Genomic DNA, 15,979 nt, shown 5'->3' on the forward strand with positions numbered 1-15,979 from the left:
ATTAAGATTTTTTCAGAAGCTCAGGTAAGCGTTTAATATTTGCTAATTGCTTCAATTTTTCTCTAGATTCCTCTATTGGAGTTCCGAAATAAGATTTTCCTCCTTCAACTGATTTTGTTACTCCGGTTTGACCTAATATAACTGCTTTGGCACCAATTGTTATTCCGCTTGTAGTTCCAACTTGTCCCCACAAAGTGACTTCATCTTCAATGACTACACAACCTGCAATGCCGGTTTGCGCGGCTATTAAACATTTTTTTCCAATAATGGTGTCGTGACCCACATGAACTTGGTTGTCAATTTTAGTTCCGGCACCAATAGTTGTGTCACCAGTAACTCCTTTGTCAATTGTACAAAGAGCTCCAATTCCAACATTATCTGCAATAACAACTCTTCCTCCAGATAAAAGTTGATCAAAACCTTCTTCTCGTTTTTTATAATAAAAAGCATCTGCTCCTAATATAGTTCCAGCTTGAATAATTACATTATCTCCAATTACACAATTATCATAAATGGAAACATTTGCATGAAGGATGCAATTTTTACCAATAGACACATTATTTCCAATGAAACAATTTGGCTGAACCACAGTTCCCTCTCCTATTACAGTTGAATCTGAAATTGAAACATTTGCAGAAAGGAAAGGTCTAAAATGTTTAGTAAGTTTATTGAAATCTCTAAAGGGATCATCCGAAATCAGTAATGCTTTTCCTTCCGGACAAGCAACTTCTTTATTTATTAATACTATTGTCGCAGCAGATTGAAGTGCTTTGTCGTAATATTTAGGATGATCTACAAATACGATATCACCTTCGGTTACAACATGAATTTCATTCATTCCATAAACTGGAAAATCGGATGCTCCAACATAAGAACATCCAATTATATCAGCAATATCTTTAAGAGATTGTGGTTTAGTAAATTTCATTAAAAAGAAATTTATTCTTTTACACGCTCCATGTAAGAACCTGTAGCAGTGTCAATTTTAATTTTATCTCCTTCGTTAATGAATAAAGGTACATTCACAGAAGCTCCTGTCTCAACTTTTGCAGGTTTAGTAGCATTAGTTGCAGTATTTCCTTTTACTCCTGGCTCAGCATAAGTAACTTCCAGAACAATAGAAGCAGGCATATCTACCGATAGAGGCATCTCCGTTTCAGTGTTTATTTGAACCATTACTAGCGTTCCTTCTTTTAATAAATCTGGAGCGTCTAATATTTTTTTATCTAATGTTATTTGCTCGTAAGACTCTGTATTCATGAAATGAAACTGATCTCCTTCATTATATAAATATTGAAAAGTTTGAGTTTCTACACGAATGTCTTCAATTTTATGTCCAGCAGAAAAAGTATTATCTAATACTTTTCCGTTAGTTAAGCTTTTTAATTTTGTTCTCACAAAAGCTGGTCCTTTACCAGGTTTAACATGAAGAAATTCGATGATTTTATAAATATCGTGATTGAATTTAATACATAATCCGTTTCTAATATCTGAAGTAGATGCCATTTTTATATTTGTTAATTGTTAATTTATTTTTAATATCCTCCTGAATATCCTTTCATGATTCCACGAGAGGAATTTCTAATAAAATCTAATATTTCGTCACGCTCTGGAGAAACTGCCATTTCGGCTTCAATAATACCTACAGCTTGAGAAGTATTGTAATTTTTCTGATAAAGAATTCTATAGATATCTTGAATTTCTCTAATTTTTTCTGAAGTAAACCCTCTTCTTCTCAAACCAACCGAATTGATTCCAACATAAGACAAAGGCTCTTTAGCTGCTTTAGTATAAGGAGGTACATCTTTACGAACCAATGATCCACCAGAAATCATTGCATGATCTCCAACATGAATAAACTGATGTAATGCAGCTAATCCTCCAATTATAGCATAATTACCTACAATAACATGACCAGCAAGAGCCACACCATTAACTATAATAGCATTGTCACCAATATGACAATCGTGAGCAATATGTGCGGTTGCCATGATTAAACAATTGTTTCCAATTTTAGTTTGACCAGATGCAATAGTTCCTCTATTAATTGTAACACATTCTCTAACGGTTGTATTATCTCCAATAATTGCAAGCGAATCTTCACCTCCAAATTTTAAATCTTGAGGTACTGCAGAAATAACTGCCCCCGGAAAAATATTACAATTTTTTCCAATACGAGCGCCTTCCATAATGGTTACATTTGAACCGATCCAAGTTCCTTCTCCAATTTCTACATTGTTATGAATAGTTGTAAATGGTTCAATTACAACATTCTTAGCGATTTTGGCTCCTGGATGAACATAGGCTAATGGTTGATTCATATAGTGTTATATTTTTGGTAAATGTAATAGGTATTTTTAATTTAAATAACTGCTTTTCAAATTTATTGTTTTTTAGCAATTTGGGCCATCAATTCAGCTTCGGCAACTAACTTTCCATTTGCATAAGCGTTAGCTTGCATGTGACAAATTCCTCTTCTTATTGGAGTAATTAACTCACATTTAAAGATCAAGGTGTCACCAGGTAATACTTTATGCTTGAATTTCACATTATCTATTTTCATGAAATAAGTTAGGTAGTTTTCTGGATCTGGAACCGTACTTAATACTAATATCCCACCTGATTGCGCCATAGCTTCAATAATTAAAACGCCTGGCATAACTGGTGCGTCAGGAAAATGTCCCACAAAGAAATTTTCATTCATGGTTACATTTTTCATTCCAACCACATGTGATGTAGACATTTCAATGATTCGATCAATTAATAAAAATGGAGGTCTGTGTGGTAAAATATTCATAATTTGATGAATATCCATTAAAGGCGGTAGATTTAAATCATATACCGGCACTTGATTTTTTTGCTCTATTTTAATCATTTTAGACATTTTTTTAGCAAATTGAGTGTTTACAAAATGACCTGGTTTATTGGCAATAACTTTACCCTTAATTCGCATCCCTATTAATGCTAAGTCACCAATTACATCAAGTAATTTATGACGCGCAGCTTCATTAGGATAATGCAAAGTGAGGTTATCTAAAATTCCGTTTTCTTTAACAGATATTTGATCTTTTCCAAATGCTTTTTTTAGACTTTCCATTGTTTGTGTAGATATTTCCTTATCTACATATACAATGGCATTATTTAAATCACCTCCTTTAATCAAACCTTCGTTTAGTAGGTTTTCTAACTCATGTAAAAAACTAAAAGTTCTTGCATCAGATATTTCCGATTTAAAATCGGCTATATTTTTTAGTGTTGCATTTTGAGTTCCTAATACTTTAGTTCCAAAATCGACCATGGTAGTAATTTGGTACTCATCCGAAGGCATTACAATAATCTCACTTCCGGTAGTTTCATCTACAAATGAAATTACTTCTTTAACCACATAATATTTTCTTTCTGCATCTTGCTCAACAACACCAACTTTTTCTATTGCTTCAACAAAATATTTTGAAGAACCATCCATAATTGGTGGCTCCGACTCATTTAATTCAATAATTACATTATCAACATCAAGACCAACAAAAGCTGCTAATACATGTTCAGAGGTTTGAATTTTTACTCCAAGTTTTTCAAGATTTGTTCCGCGTTGTGTATTTACAACATAATTTGCATCAGCTTCTATTATTGGGCATCCTTCTAAATCAACTCTTACAAAAGTAAATCCATTATCTATAGGTGCAGGCTTAAAAGTCATTTTAACTTCTTTGCCAGTATGTAATCCAACACCTGTAAGTGAAATCTCACTTTGAATGGTTTTTTGCTTTACCATAATTTAATTCTATTTGTATAAATTTTATTCTAATTTCTTTTTTAATGCATCCAAATCGGATACGATTTTTGGTAAATTTCTGAAATGAACATACGATTTACTAAAGTCACCATAAGTAAAAGCGGGAGATCCTTGAACTACTTCTCCATCTTTCAATGATTTTCCAATCCCGGATTGTGCTTGAATTCTTACATTGTCTCCTATTGTAATATGTCCGGCAACACCAACTTGACCACCAATCATACAGTTTTTACCAATTTTGGTAGAACCTGCAATTCCGGTTTGAGCAGCAATAACGGTATTTTCTCCAACTTCTACATTATGTGCAATTTGAATTTGATTATCTAATTTTGCACCTTTTCTAATAATTGTCGAACCCATTGTAGCTCTATCAATAGTAGTGCATGCGCCAATCTCAACATCATCTTCTAAAATTACATTTCCAATTTGTGGAATTTTACTGTAAGTTCCATCTTCATGCGGCGCAAAGCCAAACCCATCAGAAGCAACAATAGCTCCTGAATGTATAACACAGTTATTTCCAATTTCGGTTTCAGAATAAACTCTAACACCTGCAAAAAAGACACAATTATCTCCTATTACTACATTGTCTCCAATAAAAGTATTTGGATAAATTTTTACATTATTTCCAATTTTTACATTCTTCCCAACATAACAAAAACTACCTAAATATAAATCATCACCATAAGTAACTCCTTCTGAAATAACAGAAGGTTGTTCAATACCGGATTTCATTAATTTAACTTGATTGTAATATTCTAAAAGTTTGGAAAAAGCTTGATAGGGATCATCTACTTTAATTAAAGTAGTGGTTATTGGATTTTCTGGTTCGAAATTTTTGTTGACAATGGTAACCGTTGCCTGGGTTGTGTAGATATAATTTTGATATTTTGGATTGGACAAAAATGTTAAAGATCCTGGAATCCCTTCCTCAATTTTAGCCAACTTGCTCACTTCAGCATTAGGATTACCTACTACTTCGCCGTTTAAAATACCCGCAATTTGTTCTGCTGTGAATTTCATTTAATCAAAATTATACCCCAACTAAATTTGATGGAATAAGAATAGTGGCAAAAATATGAAAATTAATTTAAACACTAGATATCTAAGAGTACTTTTGGGAAACAGATGTAATATTTTGTAACCGATTTAGAAAGTGCTTTTACTTGTAATTGATCTGAAGAATCAACTAGATTTTCAATTTCACCGTCTTTTTTCAATATGCTTATAGGTTCGCTTTCTTTATTATAGGCCTGATTTTTCAGTTTTCCTTTAAAAACAAAATAATTAGCTTCATTATCTGGTAACGAATACAAACTGGTTATTTTATTTTTATACTGCATTAATAGTTCTGCATCTACTTTTTCATCCAAAACAATTATTTTCAATAAATCTCTATTAATAATCATTTTACTAAGCGAACTTAGAACAAAATCAGCATGAAATTGCCATGATTTTATGGCGCCTAGCACATCATAATCATCCAATTGCGAAAAGGTAATTAGTTCATCCAAATTAAATGTGTCTGTGGTAATCTTATTATTCAGGAAAAAGGATAGCGGTTTACTACAATCTAAACGTTCACCTTTTTGAGTCAATTCTTTGGCTCTTTTGAGTATTTTAGTTAACGTAATTTCTGCCACAACCGATGTTTTGTGCAAGTAGGCTTGCCAATACATTAATCGTCTTGCTACTAAAAATTTCTCTACAGAAAAGATGCCTTTTTCTTCAATAACAAGTACATCATCTTGTACATTCATCATTTGAATCAATCGATCACTGTTGATGTTTCCTTCTGCTACACCACTATAAAAACTATCACGTTTTAAGTAATCCATTCGATCCATATCCAACTGACTTGAAATCAACTGAAGCATAAATTTACGGTGGTATTCGCCTTTAAAAATTTGAATGGCTAAATCTAACTTTCCTTCAAATTCTTCATTTAAGGCATTCATGAATTTAAGTGAAATTTCTTCGTGATGCACTTCTTCTACAATACTATGTTCCATGGCATGACTAAAAGGTCCGTGACCAATATCATGAAGCAAAATGGCAATATATAAAGCGTTTTCTTCTTCGTTAGATATAGCAACTCCTTTAAATCTTAGGGTTTGAACTGCTTTTTGCATAATATGCATGCAGCCTAAAGCATGATGAAATCTTGTGTGATGTGCGCCAGGATAAACCAAATAAGACAATCCCATTTGAGATATTCTGCGTAAACGCTGAAAATAGGGATGCTGAATTAAATCGTAAATTAAGGAGTTGGGAATGGTAATAAACCCATAAATTGGGTCGTTGAAAATCTTGAGTTTATTGGTTGCAATCACAATAGAATCGGTTATTTTATATAGTACAAATGTACTATTTTTTTGAATAATAATTATTGAAATGATCCTCAGTTATAATTAAGCTTGAGTGATTATTTTAATTCTTTTACTATCTGCATAAATAATTAGGAAAAATAAAAAAATAACATCGAAATTACCTTTAAAATTATCACATTCATAAATCGACTTTATTTATATAAAAATTATAATTTGTTAATATTATTTTGCAATAGCAATTAATAAATTTGCCAAAATATATTAAATTATGAAAGTAGGAATCGATAGCATTTCAATAGATCTTCCAAAAATACATTTACCTATTAAAACTCTGGCGTTAAACCGAGATATTGAGCCCGACAAACTGATTAAAGGATTAGGTTTGCAAAAGATGAGCTTTCCTGATGTTCATAATGACGTAGTGACTTTTGCCGCCAATGCAGTATTTAAACTACTTCAACAAGAGCAAATTAATCCGCAAGAGATTGCTAGAATTTATGTTGGAACTGAAAGTTCGGTAGATTCATCAAAACCTATTGCTTCTTATATTACAGCATTATTAGAGCAACATTATGGCGCAGGAAGTTTTAGAAAATGCGACACACTCGATATGACTTTTGCTTGTATTGGCGCCGTAGATGCCTTACAAACTACATTAGATTTCATTCGCTTAAATCCAACTAAAAAAGCAATTGTTGTAGCGACAGACAATGCCAAATATGATTTAAATTCTTCTGGGGAATACACCCAAGGAGCCGGAGCAATTGCCATGTTAATTACTGCCAATCCGAGATTGTTGGCTTTTTCTAATGAAGTAGGAATTTCTGCCGATGGCGTTTTTGACTTTTTTAAACCAAGACGGAACTTTACCAAAAATGAAATTTTAAACACCACGGATAACCCAGAGTGGTTTGGAATACTTGAAAATGAAATTTCATTCTATAAAGAACAACCCGTTTTTGATGGACACTATTCAAACGAATGCTATATAAATAGAACGAGTGAAGCTTATTTTAACTTCAAAGAATTAACCAATCAAACGGAATCCATATATAAGAATTGGGAAAATGTATTGATGCACCTTCCCTACTGTTTTCAGGCGCGTAGAACTTTTGTAGAGATTTATGCTAAAGAAAACCAACTTACCGAAGAAAACAAAGTCATTGCCAAAAGTGAGAATTACTTAGATTTTGTATCCAAAGCAATTTTTCCATCCGAAATTGCCTCGGGGCAAATAGGAAACATGTATACCGGATCGATATTTTTAGGACTGCTTTCTACTTTAGAATATCATTTGCAAAATGAAAACGATATTGCAAACAAAAAAATAGGATTCATTGCCTATGGAAGTGGATCAAAAGCTAAAGTTTTTGAAGCAGAAGTTCAGCCGCAATGGCAAGCTGTTGTTGCTAAAGTGGGATTGTTTGACTTATTAAACAACAGTGCCGAAATTGATTTTGGCACCTACATTTCTTTACACAAAAAAGAACGAAAACAATCCGTTTTGGAGCCTAAAAATGAATTTGTTTTGGATTACATCGAAAAAGAAAATCCGGTTTTAATTGGCGCGAGGTATTATAAATTGGTTTAATCCTTATGCATTAAAAATTCCATCGGAATAGTAAATCTACCTTTCCATGCTTTTTCACTGTGGTCGTCACCAACAAACTTCTTGGTCATCCAATTACTGTTTGAAAAACCTTTTAAACTCATAATGTCATCTACTTGAGGTTGAAGTGTTTCATACATTTCATCTAAAGTTTCAGTTCCATAATCAAAATAGATTTTGTGGTCTTTTGGATTAGGTAAATTCAATTTCAAATAGTTAAAAAAAGCATCCGGAATTGGATTTCCTTTAATGCCAAAAATCCCAGGCCAATGGGTAGACAAGCAAGCGGCTCCACCAAAAATAGTTGGATATTCGCAAATGGCATACATCGAAATCAAACCACCCATGCTGCTACCCGCCACAAAAGTGTGTTCTTTATCCGTGTAAACCGAATATTTTTTATCAATTAACGGCTTCACTTCTTGAACTATGAATTTCAAATAATTGTCCGAATTTATTTTTCCGTTATTAAAAACACTTTGTCCATTGCTTCTATTGGCTTTATAAATCGAATCTTGTTGAAAGGGAGTTAAACTTTCAAAAGGTCTTTGCGGAAAATAATCAGCATGACGCGTACTACCTCCATTAAACATTCCAACCACAATTACATCTTGAATTTTAGATTCTTGCATCAACTTTCCTAAAATATCATCTACATCCCAAGCTTGCTTATTCCAAGTGGTTTCTGGATCATAAAGCATCTGCCCATCGTGCATATATAAAACCGAATATTTTTTATTAGCCGAATAATTTTCAGGCAACCAAATATCTATAGTGCGAACGGTTACAAATTGGGATTTAAAATTTTCAATGCGCTCAATGGTTCCTGTTGCTACTTTTGGCAAAGTTTGACCTATTACCGAAGTTGCAATAAGCAAAAAGAATATATTTTTTATTTTCATGGTAGTAAAAACTAATTAGAAATCAAATTTAACAAAAAACCTAAGTTATGTAAAAATAATTTGCTATATTTAGTAATATAAAACCCACTTCTACCCCTACCTGCATTATAATGGATTACAATTAGTAAATCTGTAAAAGAATAGCAAATGCAAAAAAAGTACTTTAAGTTCCTAGCTCTTATCATTTTATCGATAATTGCCTATGCGATTGGAAATTATTTTCCAATTGAAATCTTAAAAGCCGATTACCCCGAAACTGATGTTTTAAACAAATCGGAATATTATAGATTTATAGTTTCAATAATATCTGCCTTTATAACTTTATGTGCCGTCTTAGTTGCCTTATTTAAGGATGATTTAAGAGAATATTGGAAAAGACCCCGACTCATTTTAAGCAAACCATCGCAAATAACCATTGAAGGATTTAATGATGTTGAAACTGAATCTACCAATCGGGCTCTAGTTGCAAACAAATACATTTCAAGGATTGAAATACAAAATATTGGTAATATTTCATCTGTAAATACAGAATTACTTATTGAAAAACTAGAATTTAAAGCCAAGGATTCTACAATAATTCAGGAAATAGAATGCTATGGAAAATCGTTACCCTGGAATGGCTCTGACTCTACTACAATGGTTTTGCCAGCTGGTGTAAAGCGATTGATAGATATTGTATTCATTACTGTTCCCGAAAAAATATCCAAACCCGACTCCAGTACTGTAACGAGTCCATCTAAAATTATGATCGGCGGCATAACAAATCATGTGGAAAAAAACAACGGCACCTGGATTGCTACTTTCGGATTGTATTCTCAAAATCACAGTTTGGTTACTTTTAAAGTTGAAATTGAATGGTCAGGTATCTGGAAATCACGATTAGCCGAATTCAAATCCCAATATCAAATAAATTTAAAATAAAATGAAAAAGGTATATTTAATTCAATATCGTTCCTTCGACAACCATATATTTGAAAATAAGGTGAAATTGTTAGGTGAATGGGTGAAATATTTTTCAGATAATTGGATGGTTTCAAGTGAATTGAGTGCCAAAGAGATCTATGAAAAAATCACCGAGGGCAATGAAAACAAAAGTATTATTGTGATTGAAATTAGCACAGAAAATTTCTATGGCCGCATGGATCCTAAAATTTGGAACTTTCTAAAAGCCCATAAAAAAAGAAAAACTTAATCGCAGATCCATTTAAAATTTGATAATTTATCTTTTGTGCTTTCCGATAAATTATAATGCCACCACTCCGAACTGAAGGCTTTGAAGTTATGTTTAAGCATGACTTCTTTAAGGTAAGCTCTGTTCTTTAATATTCTTCTTGAAAACCCTTGGTAATTATGACCTGCCTCTGGACCAAAAAAATCAAAAGGTGTTCCCATATCTACTTCTTTACCGTTGGCGGTTACTAGTGTAAGATCTACAGCGCCGCCTCTGTTGTGCACTGAACCTTTGCTAGGATCGGCAACATAATCGGCATTGGGAACCAATTCAAACATTTTCTTTTGAATATCCAACGGACGGTAGCAATCAAATAACTTAATGCGGTAGCCTTTCTCCATGAATTCGGCATTGGCCTCCTTTAAAAATTTTATTGTTTTCAATCTCAAATAACAATCGGCACAATCGTAGACTTTTTGTTTTAGGAAATTATCGTTGGTGGCGTATTTCATATCCAAAACAAAATCAGAACCAAAATCAGTAAGTTTTATAAAGGTAGTATCGCTTATCCCCTCATACATCGCAATAGAATTCCCTTTGATGTAGTTGTTTTTTAACACCCTGCTCGATTTATAGTTGGCTGCCTCAGTAGGCTTACACCCAACAAGCAGAACTGGTAACAAACCAAAAAGAAAAAGATAATTAATACGCATGAATTTTAAATAATAGAAATTCAAATATAAGGAATCGGAACTATAGAAAACAAGAAAAGCCACTATAAATAGTGATAGTTTTTATATCCCTGCTAGCGCGAGCGTCACGCTCGTGCCCATTATCAAAATCAATTCAAATCTATTTCTAAAATAGTTTGGTCGTCATTGCCATAGTTTCTTGCACTGCTGTATTTCCAATCAATTGGGTCGGTTACAAAACCAGATTCTACCGGGTTTTGATGAATATAGTTAAGCTTCTGTTCAAATACCTTTAAAGACCAAATTTCTATTGGATGATTATCCTGTTGCCAAAATTGCCGATATTTCCCCTGCTAGCGCGAGCGTCACGCTCGTGCCCATTATCAAAATCAATTCAAATCTATTTCTAAAATAGTTTGGTCGTCATTGCCATAGTTTCTTGCACTGCTGTATTTCCAATCAATTGGGTCGGTTACAAATCCAGATTCTACCGGGTTTTGATGAATATAGTTAAGCTTCTGTTCAAATACCTTTAAAGACCAAATTTCTATTGGATGATTATCCTGTTGCCAAAATTGCCGATATTTCACATTACTGTTTTTCTTACCAGCTCTTTCAAACATCCAAAGCATCCATTCCTTTCTGCTTTCTTGTGCATTTTCTTCAATAATTTTAAGTATTTTCCTTGAGGTGAATCCTTTAAAATCTCTCATTAGTCCAGAAGGATCTCCTAAAGACGAACGAAAAATTAAATGAACATGGCTTGGCATAATACAATAACCATAAAGTTCCATTCCTTTATTTTTTCTACAATGGTCTAATGATTCTATAATACAATCAAAATAGGCTACTCTTGTAAAAACGTCTATCCAATTAACTGTGGCAAAGGACACAAAATAAGCTCCGTCCTTTTCTCCAAATTTATATTTTCTACTCATAATATAAGTGCAAATTACAAAAAAAAAAACTACAACTTTTTAGGGTTGTAGTTTGTTTTATTTCCTTTGTGGGTACGAGCTTGAAGCTCGCACTAGCGATGCGTGTTATTTCTGCTCGGACCAGCTGGGGTACGCCACCTTTAACTTCAAAACCATAAGAAACAGTAACTACGGGGGGCTTCTTAAAATTTTAAAATCACTATTCTTTTTTTTCAATCCAATATGGATTTATTTCATTAATATAATTAGATTTTTCTAATTTTAAATTATCTGAATCGGAAATATTTAAGTATAATATGTATCTTGAAAATCCTTCTGACATTCCTTCATCAAATTGTAATTTAGTGCCTTTTTTTAAAATACCTAATTCTTGATGAGAATAATCACTTTGCAAAATCACATATTTAGGTTTTTCAAAAGATATTTTTTTAGAAATAAAAAAACCTAAAACAATTCCAATAATTAGAATTACTGATATTTTTAATATATTTTTCATATTATCTTTTTTTTATCTTTTCTTTTTATCTTCTTTTTTTGGTTCGGGTTTCGGTTTTGGTTCTGGTTTTGGTTTCGGCGGTTTGGGAGCATATGTAGTCACGGTTATTCCGCCAACTTTATAAACTGTTCTTGTTAGTCCTAGCTTTTTAAAATTGTTTTCTAGAAAACTCAAAGCATCTCTAGGGTCATATTCGTCACCTATCCAATTTTCCCCAATGAGTCCCAATCCACTTGCGGATACTGTGCAACAATTGTTATCAGTTATATCATAGTCATCGGGCAATTTAAAGGATTTTCGATGTGACCTATCTCCTTTCTTGTATCTTGAACCACTGGCTGCCCATTAAGTAATCGGCATGATTACCTCCATAACTTTTTTCCCACTCTATTTTCTGTGGACGGACTAAATTAACTGTCATTACAGTTATCAAAAAAATAAATAATGGATATTTCATATTTTAGAAGTTTATTTTTAATTTATATGGATTAATTATCTATTGTATGTTATAGACCAATTTGATTAATCATTTTTTAATTTATATAAGCCGTTTGTTCCTATAATCTTTGAAATAAAAAAATTACTTTCATTTTTTATTTGATATAAAAAAACCTATTTATTGAATCTTGGGATATTTCTTACTTAATGATTACAAAAGGATGTGTACAATCAAAAATATTATTACTAAATTGTAGGTTAGTTCGTGTGTATAAAAAGTAGTTTTTTAAAAAAAAAATACTGTTAGACACCTTAAAATGTTAGAAAAAGTTACAATTACTAACATAATTAATAGCAAATATGGGGTGCTCTGCTATTATGAATTAAAAATTAATATTCATAGTTAATTATAAATTTTGAATAATCAAAAAAAAAACAATGAATAAGAAATAAAGTATATTAAAATTTATTTTATGCTGACGATTAAACAATCTTCATATTATAGCTCGTCAATATTGAGAATGGATAATAATATGTTATTTATTAAAATTTAATAATTTAAATTTTAATAAAAAAACTCTCTGATTTTTTTAAATAGTTTGCTTTCTATTTACTCTTTATTTGACTCATTTTTTTTATATTTATTTATCAATAAAAAAATAAAAGATTATTAAAATACATTAATAGTTATATTAAAAACTATAAAATAAAAAAAAGCCACTATATATAGTGGCTTTCGTATTTAATAAACAAGGATTGTTTCACAACCTTCAAAGCTCCGCTTTAAAAATCAAAATCCCGAAAAATAAAATCAAAGTAAACTTCATCTTATTTTTCGGGATTTGATTCACTCGTGATCCCAGAAGGATTCGAACCTTCGACCTACTGCTTAGAAGGCAGTTGCTCTATCCAGCTGAGCTATTATAAAACCTGACATTTTTAATTGATTACTAAACTTGTGCAAAATATGTGCATGAAAAAACAAACCTTGACCTAGTTAATAAAAATATTGTTCAATGAACTTAATCCAAATGTATTACATTTTTCAAAACAAAAAAAGAGAAAAAAGAAAACGCTCCTTTTGAAAAAGTGATTTACGGAAGTGGAGATATGAAGAATTAAAAGCTAAAGTAAAATACAAAATAATTTACTTTGAAACATTCGAGGAGATAATGTATTCCAGCGTACATTAAAATTAACCACAAATCAAAAAAAATATTTATCTTTGAATTATTAACTGAATACTCGCAGGAAAAGTTCATTTTAGTTTGAAAACTTACAAAACATAGATTTTAATACATTTATTATGGATACATCGAAAATTAAAGATGCTGGAGCCAATATCTTAAATATAGCTTATGCTGTTTTATCTGGAATTATTATTTCAATAATTGGATGGTTAATAATTTATTATGGGAATCCTGAATCAAATACAGTTAAAGAGATTTACTATCTAATTTCGACTTTGGATTTGCTTTGCTTAACTATAATTATATTTAATTTGATCGGAGCTGGGAACAATTTAATGTCATTTGAAATAAAAGATGAATTATTACTGAAGATAATACTAAAGACTCTATAGAAGCAAATAAAAAGGGCTTTATAAAGGCACAAATTATTGACCAGAAAATATTTAATCCTACAGATTATCCACTTCTTATCGAAGAGTTAGGTGAAATAAAATTAAGTATTAGTAGTAATGAAAATAGTAAGTGCATATCAGAAATACTGATTTCATTTTGTGAAAAACATTCAATTAATAAATTGTTATTTGATGAAAATCCAGTTTTTTCTAAACAATTATCAAACAATAATATAGATGTTAGTTTTATAGAATCCTTGTTTCGAGGTAATAAGGAAAATCCTAATTTCATTAACGAATTAAAGAATTTTATTAAGAACAAATTGGATTAAACAAACTATTGAAATATACTAAGCTGACCTATTCAAACATATAATATTCTAAATCAATAAAAAACGTACCTCTCTCTTAGCTTCTGAAGTTATTACATCAAAATGATGGGTGTGGTAGTTGTTGGTATCAATACAAAATACTATTTTTCCTTCTTGAGTGATTTTGAGTTGTGTACAAAACATCACTTGCCCCATTTTAAGTCTTCCTAAATCCTTTAAAACCTTTAGCTTGAATGGTGTCTTTAGTTTGATTATTTTGTTTTCTCACTAACCACATAAAGGATATTGCCAGTTTTCTTACTTTTAACTAGTATTGCTCAAGATTGAATAATTAAACCATAAAATTCTTCTCCACTTGAATTTTTCAGTCTTTCTAATTTCTTTTACTGTTACCATAACGAATTAATTTTAGTTATAGCAGCTATTTTAAAGGGGGATACCCCAACCTACCTCCTTGTGGGTGGGGTTTTGGCTGGGAGAGTACTTCCATATCACATATGTTAATTTTTTTTATGAATAACAAAGCTCTTAGCTTCAAGTCGAAGTGAAAAGTGATAAAATTTGTGGTGTAGAAACAAAAAAAGAGCTGCTATTTTTCTTAGCTGCTCTTTCTTTTGATTTCAAGTGGACTGTGGAACGGAGCTTGTTAAAGCGACAGGAAAAGCCCAACGTAACAAAGCAAACGATTGTAGTGAGACCTATTGATTGGGAATATTAAATAAAAGTACTTTAACTATTTTTCAGGAAAAGTAATACTCCAGCAGCAAAAGAAATTATTGTTAAATAGAACCAAAATTGTACATTATTTTTAATACTTAAAGTATTTTTATTAATCTAGGATAGTTTTCCCTAATGCAATCTTGTAAGTGGCTTGATTTAAGCCATAGAGAACTATTCCTTTCCAATAGTCTACATCTTCAAATTTATCCATTAGCTATTCTATAATGTGGTGTGTTACGTTCTTACAAACATAAGAATATTTTATCTTATGATAAGAAAGCTCTAATTTCTGTTTGAGGGGTAGTAATCCAGGAGGAGACTTCAAGATAGTATTCCATTAGGCAACAACGAGTACATGTCTGCTTACAAACTACTTGAAACTGATCCTGTCAGATTGTGGAATTTAGTCCACACTAAAGGTAGTAAAGTTAGTCTTACTAGACCACATCACTTCAAATTGAAGCAGATAATATCTGAGGTAGCACCTGAACTAATAGCTATTAATGATGTGAAGCGTGAACTTCGTAAGAGCAAGATGAAACTATCTAAAGCTATATCGTCTGGCACTATAGGAACAGATAATAGCTCTTTTAAAAAGCTTGATTAACCATTCCTAAGATCTAGAATAGCAGACTGGAAATTGTCACTATGTAACCTAAAGCAGAAACCCCTATTCTACATTGCAATCACTTGCTTATGCATAGCATCAAGTACTTCCTTTTCAAAAGAATCTAGGTAGATGTTAGTGATCTTGTTACCATATTCATGCCCTAGAGCTTCTGCAATTAATTCATTAGAATATCCCATTCGCTTAGCAATTGTAGCAAATGAATGCCTACTTGAATAGGTTGTTACAGGAGAGCATAGACCAACTTGCTCAGACAATCGCTTCAAGTATTTATTGGTAGTCTTGATCCATTGATGGATGATTCTTTTTGACCTTACAGAATCTTCTTCAATACCATTAGCAAGGATA

The 15,979-nt window shown here is 31.7% G+C and carries 17 protein-coding genes and 1 pseudogene; 4 read left to right on the plus strand and 14 right to left on the minus strand.

Translation table 11 applies throughout. From position 1 onward, the window contains the following. Position 1: 1 nt before the first annotated feature. The 6 genes from ABWO08_RS09360 to ABWO08_RS09385 form a co-directional block, all read right to left on the minus strand. The gene (locus ABWO08_RS09360; RefSeq protein WP_353085445.1) at positions 2 to 928 is read right to left on the minus strand and encodes a UDP-3-O-(3-hydroxymyristoyl)glucosamine N-acyltransferase; all 927 of its coding nucleotides are present in this window, start codon (positions 926 to 928) and stop codon (positions 2 to 4) included. Positions 929 to 939: 11 nt separating this feature from the next. Beyond that, positions 940 to 1,506, minus strand: coding sequence for an elongation factor P (gene efp, locus ABWO08_RS09365; RefSeq protein ID WP_353085447.1), 567 nt, complete (start codon positions 1,504 to 1,506; stop codon positions 940 to 942). A 29-nt stretch (positions 1,507 to 1,535) separates the two neighbouring features. Next, positions 1,536 to 2,321: an acyl-ACP--UDP-N-acetylglucosamine O-acyltransferase gene (lpxA, locus tag ABWO08_RS09370; RefSeq protein WP_353085449.1), complete on the minus strand. Its 786-nt coding sequence runs from the start codon at positions 2,319 to 2,321 to the stop codon at positions 1,536 to 1,538. A gap of 62 nt (positions 2,322 to 2,383) precedes the next feature. Continuing rightward, positions 2,384 to 3,772, minus strand: coding sequence for a bifunctional UDP-3-O-[3-hydroxymyristoyl] N-acetylglucosamine deacetylase/3-hydroxyacyl-ACP dehydratase (locus tag ABWO08_RS09375; protein WP_353085451.1), 1,389 nt, complete (start codon positions 3,770 to 3,772; stop codon positions 2,384 to 2,386). Positions 3,773 to 3,796: 24 nt separating this feature from the next. After that, a complete protein-coding gene (gene lpxD / locus ABWO08_RS09380; protein WP_353085453.1) occupies positions 3,797 to 4,816 on the minus strand; it encodes a UDP-3-O-(3-hydroxymyristoyl)glucosamine N-acyltransferase in 1,020 nt (339 codons plus the stop codon). A 74-nt stretch (positions 4,817 to 4,890) separates the two neighbouring features. Further along, a complete protein-coding gene (locus tag ABWO08_RS09385) occupies positions 4,891 to 6,126 on the minus strand; it encodes an HD domain-containing protein (protein ID WP_353085455.1) in 1,236 nt (411 codons plus the stop codon). A gap of 265 nt (positions 6,127 to 6,391) precedes the next feature. Here ABWO08_RS09385 and ABWO08_RS09390 point away from each other — a divergent pair, with 265 nt between their 5' ends. Further along, a complete protein-coding gene (locus tag ABWO08_RS09390) occupies positions 6,392 to 7,714 on the plus strand; it encodes a hydroxymethylglutaryl-CoA synthase family protein (protein ID WP_353085457.1) in 1,323 nt (440 codons plus the stop codon). On the opposite strand, the gene ABWO08_RS09395 is transcribed toward ABWO08_RS09390, so the two are convergent. After that, the gene (locus ABWO08_RS09395; RefSeq protein ID WP_353085459.1) at positions 7,711 to 8,634 is read right to left on the minus strand and encodes an alpha/beta hydrolase; all 924 of its coding nucleotides are present in this window, start codon (positions 8,632 to 8,634) and stop codon (positions 7,711 to 7,713) included. The two genes, ABWO08_RS09390 and ABWO08_RS09395, sit on opposite strands and share 4 nt — an antisense overlap. 147 nt (positions 8,635 to 8,781) lie before the next feature. Between ABWO08_RS09395 and ABWO08_RS09400 the strand changes: the two genes are divergently transcribed. After that, positions 8,782 to 9,555 (plus strand): hypothetical protein, encoded by a 774-nt coding sequence (locus ABWO08_RS09400; protein WP_353085461.1) that lies wholly within the window; start codon positions 8,782 to 8,784, stop codon positions 9,553 to 9,555. 1 nt (position 9,556) lies between these two features. After that, positions 9,557 to 9,826, plus strand: coding sequence for a hypothetical protein (locus ABWO08_RS09405; protein ID WP_353085463.1), 270 nt, complete (start codon positions 9,557 to 9,559; stop codon positions 9,824 to 9,826). Here the strand turns inward: ABWO08_RS09405 and ABWO08_RS09410 are convergent. The 5 genes and pseudogenes from ABWO08_RS09410 to ABWO08_RS09430 form a co-directional block, all read right to left on the minus strand. Further along, positions 9,823 to 10,518 carry a M15 family metallopeptidase gene (locus ABWO08_RS09410; protein WP_353085465.1) on the minus strand — a complete coding sequence of 232 codons (696 nt, stop codon included), beginning with the start codon at positions 10,516 to 10,518 and terminating at the stop codon, positions 9,823 to 9,825. The genes ABWO08_RS09405 and ABWO08_RS09410 overlap by 4 nt on opposite strands. A gap of 128 nt (positions 10,519 to 10,646) precedes the next feature. Then, positions 10,647 to 10,838 (minus strand): annotated as a pseudogene (locus tag ABWO08_RS09415) (transposase); the annotation flags it as partial. A 48-nt stretch (positions 10,839 to 10,886) separates the two neighbouring features. Next, entirely contained in the window at positions 10,887 to 11,435 is a 549-nt protein-coding gene (locus ABWO08_RS09420) for an REP-associated tyrosine transposase (protein ID WP_353085467.1), read from the minus strand. Between the two features lie 199 nt (positions 11,436 to 11,634). Further along, positions 11,635 to 11,931 carry a hypothetical protein gene (locus tag ABWO08_RS09425; RefSeq protein WP_353085469.1) on the minus strand — a complete coding sequence of 99 codons (297 nt, stop codon included), beginning with the start codon at positions 11,929 to 11,931 and terminating at the stop codon, positions 11,635 to 11,637. 12 nt (positions 11,932 to 11,943) lie between these two features. Beyond that, positions 11,944 to 12,216, minus strand: coding sequence for a hypothetical protein (locus ABWO08_RS09430; protein ID WP_353085471.1), 273 nt, complete (start codon positions 12,214 to 12,216; stop codon positions 11,944 to 11,946). 1,459 nt (positions 12,217 to 13,675) lie between these two features. Here ABWO08_RS09430 and ABWO08_RS09435 point away from each other — a divergent pair. Continuing rightward, positions 13,676 to 13,951, plus strand: coding sequence for a hypothetical protein (locus ABWO08_RS09435; protein ID WP_353085473.1), 276 nt, complete (start codon positions 13,676 to 13,678; stop codon positions 13,949 to 13,951). 380 nt (positions 13,952 to 14,331) lie between these two features. Here the strand turns inward: ABWO08_RS09435 and ABWO08_RS09440 are convergent, their stop codons facing one another. After that, positions 14,332 to 14,466, minus strand: a complete 135-nt coding sequence (locus ABWO08_RS09440; RefSeq protein ID WP_353085475.1) for a hypothetical protein — start codon at positions 14,464 to 14,466, stop codon at positions 14,332 to 14,334. A 1,212-nt stretch (positions 14,467 to 15,678) separates the two neighbouring features. Beyond that, on the minus strand, positions 15,679 to 15,979 hold a 301-nt coding region (locus ABWO08_RS09445; protein ID WP_353085477.1), incomplete at its 5' end, for a tyrosine-type recombinase/integrase.

This window comes from Flavobacterium sp. (genome assembly GCF_040383245.1).
In the GTDB taxonomy this organism is placed as follows: Bacteria; Bacteroidota; Bacteroidia; order Flavobacteriales; family Flavobacteriaceae; genus Flavobacterium.